The sequence below is a fragment of the Erwinia sp. genome, assembly GCF_049696395.1.
GTDB lineage: Bacteria > Pseudomonadota > Gammaproteobacteria > Enterobacterales > Enterobacteriaceae > Erwinia.
The window spans coordinates 1-8,198 of sequence record NZ_JBAVTT010000162.1 but is presented as its reverse complement, the minus strand read 5'-3'; the positions used below and the strand labels follow the sequence as shown (position 1 = coordinate 8,198).

General features: G+C 54.3%; 8 protein-coding genes and 1 pseudogene. 6 read left to right on the top strand and 3 right to left on the bottom strand.

All coding sequences use genetic code 11. The annotated features are described in order from the left end of the window. The 5 genes and pseudogenes from WCC56_RS19200 to WCC56_RS19180 all read left to right on the top strand — a co-directional run. Nucleotides 1–108: pseudogene (locus tag WCC56_RS19200) on the top strand (phosphate starvation-inducible protein PhoH); the annotation flags it as partial. Next, complete coding sequence (pstA, locus tag WCC56_RS19195; protein ID WP_424693918.1) at nucleotides 105–992, top strand: phosphate ABC transporter permease PstA; 888 nt, start codon at nucleotides 105–107, stop codon at nucleotides 990–992. The pseudogene WCC56_RS19200 and the gene pstA, both read left to right, overlap by 4 nt. Before the next feature lie 43 nt (nucleotides 993–1,035). Beyond that, the gene (pstB, locus tag WCC56_RS19190) at nucleotides 1,036–1,806 is read left to right on the top strand and encodes a phosphate ABC transporter ATP-binding protein PstB (protein ID WP_424693917.1); all 771 of its coding nucleotides are present in this window, start codon (nucleotides 1,036–1,038) and stop codon (nucleotides 1,804–1,806) included. Between the two features lie 17 nt (nucleotides 1,807–1,823). Then, nucleotides 1,824–2,561: a phosphate signaling complex protein PhoU gene (phoU, locus tag WCC56_RS19185; RefSeq protein ID WP_424693916.1), complete on the top strand. Its 738-nt coding sequence runs from the start codon at nucleotides 1,824–1,826 to the stop codon at nucleotides 2,559–2,561. Nucleotides 2,562–2,678: 117 nt separating this feature from the next. Next, entirely contained in the window at nucleotides 2,679–3,914 is a 1,236-nt protein-coding gene (locus WCC56_RS19180; RefSeq protein ID WP_424693915.1) for an MFS transporter, read from the top strand. A gap of 50 nt (nucleotides 3,915–3,964) precedes the next feature. Here the strand turns inward: WCC56_RS19180 and yieH are convergent, their stop codons facing one another. Then, entirely contained in the window at nucleotides 3,965–4,627 is a 663-nt protein-coding gene (gene yieH / locus WCC56_RS19175; protein WP_424693914.1) for a 6-phosphogluconate phosphatase, read from the bottom strand. Between the two features lie 209 nt (nucleotides 4,628–4,836). Here yieH and WCC56_RS19170 point away from each other — a divergent pair, with 209 nt between their 5' ends. After that, nucleotides 4,837–6,150, top strand: coding sequence for an NCS2 family permease (locus WCC56_RS19170; RefSeq protein WP_424693913.1), 1,314 nt, complete (start codon nucleotides 4,837–4,839; stop codon nucleotides 6,148–6,150). 75 nt (nucleotides 6,151–6,225) lie between these two features. On the opposite strand, the gene WCC56_RS19165 is transcribed toward WCC56_RS19170, so the two are convergent. Both WCC56_RS19165 and WCC56_RS19160 read right to left on the bottom strand, forming a co-directional pair. Further along, a complete protein-coding gene (locus WCC56_RS19165; RefSeq protein WP_424693912.1) occupies nucleotides 6,226–6,966 on the bottom strand; it encodes a 4'-phosphopantetheinyl transferase family protein in 741 nt (246 codons plus the stop codon). Nucleotides 6,967–7,169: 203 nt separating this feature from the next. Next, on the bottom strand, nucleotides 7,170–8,198 hold a 1,029-nt coding region (locus WCC56_RS19160), incomplete at its 5' end, for a tRNA modification GTPase (protein ID WP_424693911.1).

Sequence of the window (8,198 nt, the reverse complement as noted above, 5' to 3'; positions counted from 1 at the left end):
GCCCTGATGGAGCTGGGCCTGATCCTGTTTGTGATTACCTTTATCGTCCTTGCCTGCTCAAAATTCATGATTTTGCGCCTGGCGAAAAGTGAAGGAGCGCGCTCATGACCACGATGGAATTGCAGTCTCGCGCTGAGCTGGAAGCGTCACGCCGCAAGATGCAGGCATGGCGTCGGATGAAGAACCGCATCGCGCTGGCTTTGTCGATGCTGACCATGGTCTTTGGCCTGTTCTGGCTGGTGTGGATCCTGTTTGCTACCGTCACCCGTGGTGTCGATGGCATGACGCTGTCGCTGTTTACTGAGAATACCCCGCCGCCGAATACGGCTGGTGGGGGTCTGGCTAACGCCATCGCGGGGAGTGGGCTGTTGATCTTATGGTCAACCGTGATCGGCACGCCGCTGGGCATTATGGCCGGTGTTTACCTGGCAGAGTACGGCCGCAAATCCTGGCTGGCTGAGGTGATTCGTTTCATTAACGACATCCTCCTGTCTGCCCCTTCGATTGTGGTCGGTCTGTTTGTTTACACGCTGGTTGTGGCCAAGATGCAGCACTTTTCCGGCTGGGCTGGCGTGGTTGCGCTGGCACTGCTGCAAATCCCGATTGTTATCCGTACCACGGAAAACATGCTGAAACTGGTGCCGGACAGCCTGCGTGAAGCGGCTTATGCGCTGGGTACGCCGAAGTGGAAGATGATCTCCGCGATAACGCTGAAAGCCTCCGTGTCCGGCATTCTGACCGGCGTGTTGTTAGCGATTGCCCGTATTGCTGGCGAAACGGCTCCCCTGCTGTTCACGTCACTCTCCAACCAGTTCTGGAGTACTGACATGATGCAGCCGCTGGCTAACCTGCCGGTGACCATCTTTAAATTTGCCATGAGCCCGTTTGCCGAATGGCAGAGTCTGGCCTGGGCGGGCGTGCTGCTGATTACTGTCTGCGTGCTGTTGCTGAATATCCTGGCGCGCGTAGTTTTTGCCAAGAGCAAACATTAATTACTAAGCGCGGCTACGGCGGCGCGAATAAGCGAGAAAGAGAATGGCTGACAACACCTCAAGTAAGATGATTCAGGTTCGTGATTTGAACTTCTACTACGGGAAATTTCATGCGCTGAAAAACATCAATCTGGATATCGCTAAAAACCAGGTAACGGCGTTTATCGGCCCGTCAGGCTGTGGCAAATCCACCCTGCTGCGGACTTTTAACAAGATGTTCTCCCTTTACCCTGACCAGCGGGCGGAAGGCGAGATCATGCTTGATGGCGAAAACATTCTGACCGCCAGCCAGGACATCGCTTTGCTGCGTGCTCGCGTTGGGATGGTGTTCCAGAAGCCAACACCGTTCCCAATGTCGATTTATGACAACATCGCTTTCGGCGTGCGTCTGTTCGAAAAACTTTCACGCGCGGATATGGATGAGCGCGTACAGTGGGCGTTAACCAAGGCCGCGCTGTGGACAGAGACCAAAGACAAGCTTCATCAGAGCGGTTACAGCCTTTCTGGTGGTCAGCAACAGCGTTTGTGTATCGCTCGAGGCATTGCCATTCGTCCGGAAGTTCTGCTGCTTGATGAGCCTTGCTCAGCACTGGACCCGATCTCTACCGGCCGTATTGAAGAGCTGATCACCGAACTGAAGCAGGATTACACCGTGGTTATTGTGACGCACAACATGCAGCAGGCTGCACGTTGTTCCGACCACACGGCCTTTATGTATCTGGGCGAACTGATTGAATTCAGCGATACTGACACGCTGTTCACTAAGCCGCATCAGAAACAAACTGAAGACTACATTACCGGCCGTTACGGTTGAGTTGACTGGAGAGTACGATGGATAACCTGAATCTGAATAAACATATCTCCGGGCAGTTTAACGCCGAGCTGGAGCATATCCGTACCCAGGTCATGACCATGGGCGGCATGGTTGAGCAGCAGTTGATGGATGCCATCAAAGCGATGCACAACCAGGATGGTGAACTGGCGAAGCAGGTCATTGATGGTGACCAGAAGGTCAACATGATGGAAGTGTCGATTGATGAAGCCTGTGTGCGCATCATCGCCAAACGTCAGCCAACCGCCAGCGATCTGCGTCTGGTGATGGCGATCATCAAAACCATCTCCGAACTGGAACGTATTGGTGATGTCGCCGAGAAGATTAGCCGGACAGCGCTGGAGAAGTTTGGTCAACATCATAAGCCGCTGTTGGTTAGCCTGGAGTCGTTGGGCCACCACACCATTCAGATGCTGCACGATGTGCTGGATGCATTCGCGCGTATGGATCTGGGCGCGGCTATTGAGATTTATCGCGAAGATAAGAAAGTCGATCAGGAGTATGAGGGCATCGTCCGTCAGCTGATGACCTATATGATGGAAGATCCGCGCACCATTCCAAGCGTGCTGACGGCCTTGTTCTGCGCCCGTGCCATCGAACGTATCGGCGATCGTTGCCAGAATATCTGCGAAATCATCTTTTACTTCGTTAAAGGGCAGGATTTCCGCCACGTTGGCGGTGACGAGCTTGATAAGCTGTTAACCGGCGACGACGAAGGCAAAAACTCTCCTACCTGATCTTCCTTACCGGCCGGGTTCGCCCGGCCGGTTATTCTCCTGCCTGCGCTTTTCGTCTGGAATGTGACCGCCTGCCTACTTATACTTGCCGCACTTTATTTCTGGCAGGGAACACTCATGACATTAAAGACGCCTCAGAAGGGCGCTACTCCTGGCAAAGCCATGCTGGCAGCCATCAGCGGCTATGCAATGGACGGCTTCGATCTGCTGATTCTGGGCTTTATGCTGCCCGCCATCTCGCTTTCACTGGCTCTAAGCCCCTCGCAGGCTGGATCGCTGGTCACCTGGACGCTGATTGGTGCGGTGCTGGGTGGCATTATTTTTGGCCATCTGAGCGATCGTTTTGGGCGCATTCGCGTGCTGACCTACACCATTCTGATGTTCTCGGTCTTTACCGGTCTGTGTGCGGTAGCGCAGGGGTATTGGGATCTGTTGGCCTATCGTACGTTAGCTGGCGTAGGGCTGGGTGGAGAGTTCGGGATTGGCATGGCGCTGATTGCTGAAGCCTGGCCTGCCAATAAACGTAATCGTGCTTCGGCCTGGGTCGGTATCGGCTGGCAGCTTGGCGTATTACTGGCGGCCTTTATCACCCCTTTCCTGCTCGGCTATATTGGCTGGCGTGGCATGTTCCTTGTGGGGTTACTGCCTGCTTTGGCCTCCTTTATTATCCGGCGTGGCATGGGAGAACCGGCTGGTTTTACCCAACATGTGGATGTAAACCAGGGGCTTTCCTTTTCAGCCCGCCTCAAACTGTTGGTAAAAGACCGCGCTACTGCCAAAGCCAGCCTGGGCATTTTCATTTTGTGTTCAGTGCAGAACTTTGGTTATTACGGCCTGATGATCTGGATGCCAAGCTACCTTTCCAGCAATTTTGGTTTCTCGCTGACCAAATCAGGCCTGTGGACGGCGGTGACGGTGATCGGTATGACGTTCGGCATCTGGCTGTTCGGCGTGCTGGCGGACCGCTTCGCCCGCTGGAAAATTTTCCTGCTTTATCAGGTTGGCGCGGTCATTATGGTGATCGTTTATGCGCAGCTGCGCGATCCGACCGTGATGCTGTTTACCGGTGCGGTTATGGGGATGTTTGTCAACGGGATGATTGGGGGTTACGGGGCGTTGATATCCGACACCTACCCAGCGAAGGTGCGGGCAACGGCGCAGAATGTGTTGTTCAACCTCGGCAGAGGCGTGGGCGGTTTTGGTCCACTGGTGATTGGTTTGCTGGTGATCCACCTGTCGTTTACCGCCGCGATCACCCTGCTGGCGCTGATTTACCTGCTGGATATCTTCGCCACCTTATTCCTGCTGCCTAAAAAGCAGGGCACTGAGGATTCGCTGGGTGCGATTGGCTAAGCTTTCCCTACGTGAGGGGCGAAGAAACTCGCCCCTTCATCGCGGTAAAATTAACGAGTGATCTCCCATCCCTTTGCACGCCACAGCGCGGGCAGTTCTGCCATCTCGGTAAAGGGGGTAACTAATGGGTGGTCGAGTGGCTTGTTGTGCGCATCCGCGCAGAAGTAAAAGACTGGAATTCCTGCCGCAATACCGGCTTTCGCCCCCGCTTCAGAGTCATCAATCAGAATGCACTGCTCAACAGGAATGTTCATCTCCCGGGCGGCGTGGTACATCAAATCAGGGTCCGGCTTCCAACTGGAGATGTCATAGCCGCTGTAGAGCCGATCGGTAAACCACGGCAGCATCTCTGTCAGCCCCAGCGAGTGCTGCATTTTTGGCACTGTCCCGTTGGAAACTACGCACATCGGCACGGTTATCTGCTCAAGCAGCGCTTTAGCGCCAGCGATGGGCTTCAACTCGAGATCGAACAGCCTTGCCACTTCCTTACGATAAGCTGGTTCGAACTCTTCTTTGCTCACGCTGAGATGATGTTCAGCGCAAACCTCGGCAATAATGTCGTACAGCTTTACGCCTTTGTACTTTTCAAACATCTCTTGCAGTGAAAGGTCGCCCCCAAACTGCGCGAAGGTATTCACGTAGGCCTGGGTACAAAGCCGTTCACTGTCCACCAGTGTTCCGTCGCAATCAAAAAATACACAGCCAACAGTCATCGGTGTCTCCCTGAGTTATTTTCGGTCTCTCCACTTTGACTTACCTGCGTGTGAATTGCGACTGAGAAATGTCAATTCCGGTTAGTGGTTGTGAACGTCTGCAAAACACGGCGCAACCGGTTGCGAAAAAACCTGCTGGTAAGCTCCCAAAATTAAAATTTTAGGTTAGGATAGCCGTCGACAACTTTTCTCCGTTTTGGAATCACATAATGACTAATCCAGGCCTACTACAGCGGATCTTTAAACTGCAGGAACACGGTACGACAGTACGTACTGAAGTGATTGCAGGTTTCACCACATTCCTGACGATGGTGTATATCGTCTTTGTGAACCCACAGATCCTTGGTGTGGCCGGCATGAACACCCAGGCGGTGTTTGTAACCACCTGCCTGATTGCCGCGTTCGGCAGCATCCTGATGGGCCTGGTAGCGAACTTGCCTGTGGCACTGGCGCCGGCAATGGGCCTGAATGCCTTCTTTGCTTTCGTGGTAGTCGGCGCGATGGGCATCTCCTGGCAGGTGGGCATGGGCGCAATCTTCTGGGGCGCTGTTGGCCTGCTGCTGCTGACCATTTTCCGTGTGCGCTACTGGATGATTGCTAACATTCCAACCAGCTTACGCGTGGGGATCACCGCAGGTATCGGTCTGTTTATTGCGATGATCGGCCTGAAAAATGCCGGCATTATCGTCTCAAACAAAGATACGCTGGTGGCTGTAGGCAACCTGACCTCACACAGCGTGCTGCTGGGAGCGTTGGGCTTCTTCATCATCGCGATCCTGGCTTCCCGCAATATCCATATCGCGGTGCTGGTCTCGATTGTGGTGACAACGCTGATTGGCCTGGCGATTGGTGATGTGCAATACGGCGGCGTGTTCTCAGCGCCAACTGGCATTACCTCTATTGTCGGTCAGGTTGACCTGGCTGGATCGCTGAATGTGGGCATGGCTGGCATCATCTTCTCCTTTATGCTGGTAAACCTGTTCGACTCCTCCGGTACGCTGATTGGTGTAACGGACAAAGCTGGTCTGACCGATGAGAAAGGGACTTTCCCGCGCATGAAGCAGGCGCTGTTTGTGGACAGCATCAGCTCGGTGGCTGGCTCTTATATCGGGACGTCTTCTGTTACCGCTTATATTGAAAGCTCATCCGGCGTGTCTATCGGTGGACGTACCGGGTTGATGGCTGTGGTAACCGGCATCCTGTTCCTGCTGGTGATGTTCCTGTCACCGCTGGCCGGGATGGTTCCAGCCTATGCGGCTGCTGGTGCGCTGATTTATGTTGGCGTGCTGATGAGCTCGAGCCTGGCGCGCGTGAAGTGGGATGATCTGACTGAGGCCGTTCCGGCTTTTGTTACCGCCGTGATGATGCCCTTCAGCTTCTCCATTACCGAAGGGATTGCCTTAGGCTTTATCTCTTACTGTGTGATGAAGTTGGGCACCGGCCGCTGGCGTGAAATCAGCCCATGCGTGGTGGTTGTAGCGCTGCTGTTTGTGTTGAAAATCGTCTTTATCGACGCGCACTAACGGCGTTAAGCAGGCCAGCTTCGGCTGGCCTTTTGCTTTACCAGAAGAGGGCGCTCGCCCAGCTTCCCGGTCTGATTACCCCTGAAACACTCTCTCTGTCGGCATACTGGTCAGGCGCAGCATGCGTTGGCCCAGCGCGGGTCTGTTTACCTGAATGTCCTGTAATCGGGTCCAGCTCTGCGCTTCGTCAGACTCCCAAAGATGCAGACGTTCACTACCTGGCGATAACGCACAGGACCAGATCATTAAGGGTTCTACATCGGAAACGGCCTGAATATCTGGAAATTCCAGCGATCGTAAACGGCCCGAGGCAGGATGCAGCCGCAATGATTCGCTGCTGCCTTCTTGCCTGTCGGTCAGCTTCTTCAGGCTTTTACGCAGTGTCCAAAGTTGAATAACGGCTTCACTGGGGTCGTTTTGAGCATTGATCCACGCGCGTTCACCTGAGGAAAGGCCTTGCAGATACTGCTCTTGCGTTTGTCTGCTGTGCGCGCGAACGATCTCAATCCCCAGGCCTGCCCGACCGCCTTCCTCCGCCAGCAATACGCCAATGATGTTCCCCGCGTAAGCCAGGCTAAAATCAGGGAGATCGGGGTCGGCAAAACGTGGGCGGCCACAAGGACTGTGAGTCATCTCAGGAAGCTGAGAGAGGCCATAAACGCGCAGCATCAGGTCAGCCAGCAGCGATCGGGCCGCCAGAAAGCGGACACGGCGCTTTTCAGCCAACGTGCTGGAGAAATTAATCAGGTTTTGTGAGAGTCGCTGTACCGAAGGGGATCCCTGGATAAGGGTTCGGCGTGCAAAATGACTGGCCATCTGTCGCTCCGTGAAAATGGTCGGAAAATCATCGTTGCTATTGTAAGAATTTTCTTAGCAAATATCACCTTTCTTTACTTGTAAGTGAAGACTTTCAGATAAAGATCATGTTTCAGGTCGCACCAGCCTTTCCGTGAAGACGCTGTACCGATCGGGTTGTTCAGCTGTAAAAAAAGAGGGGAAACCTTAGTTTCCCCTCCGAATCATTTGCCGATGCAGAAGCTTGAGAAAATACGCCCCAGTAAATCATCGGAGGTAAACTCACCGGTGATTTCACTTAACGCCTGTTGAGCCACTCTCAACTCTTCTGCCAGCAGTTCGCCAGCACGCGCGCCCAGCAGCTGCTCTCTTCCCTGAAGTAAGTGAGTAGACGCTAACTCCAGCGCCTGCAGATGACGACGACGTGCCAGGAAACCGCCTTCCATATTGCCTGAGAAGCCCATGCTCTCTTTCAGATGGTTGCGCAGCACGTCAATGCCATCGCCCGTTCTGGCTGAAAGGCGAATAAGTGAGTGGCCATTCACTTCGGTTAAACCCTGCACCTCGCCTGTGACATCGGCTTTATTACGCACCACGGTGATCGGCAGCGTGGCCGGCAGGCGGGCAATAAAGTCCGGCCAGATCTCTGCGGGTTCGGTAGCGCCGGTCGTCGTGCCATCGACCATAAACAGCACGCGGTCTGCCTGTTCGATCTCATTCCACGCACGTTCGATGCCGATGCGCTCAACTTCGTCGCTGGCTTCGCGGAGTCCTGCGGTATCAATAATATGCAGCGGCATCCCATCAATATGAATATGCTCACGCAGCACGTCACGCGTGGTTCCGGCAATATCGGTCACAATCGCCGCTTCACGGCCAGCCAGCGCATTCAGCAGGCTGGATTTACCCGCATTTGGGCGACCGGCAATCACCACTTTCATCCCTTCACGCAGCAGGCTTCCCTGACGCGCTTCAGCACGCACGCCATCGAGATCGGCAATGACCTGCTCCAGCTGGGCTTCGATTTTACCGTCTGACAGGAAGTCTATTTCCTCATCCGGGAAGTCGATCGCAGCCTCTACATAGATTCGCAGGTGAGTAAGTGCTTCCACAAGATGATTAACCCGCAGCGAAAACGCGCCCTGCAGTGAGTTCAGTGCGGAACGGGCAGCCTGTTCGGAGCTGGCATCAATCAGGTCGGCAATCGCCTCAGCCTGCGCGAGGTCCAGCTTGTCATTCAGGAAGGCACGCTC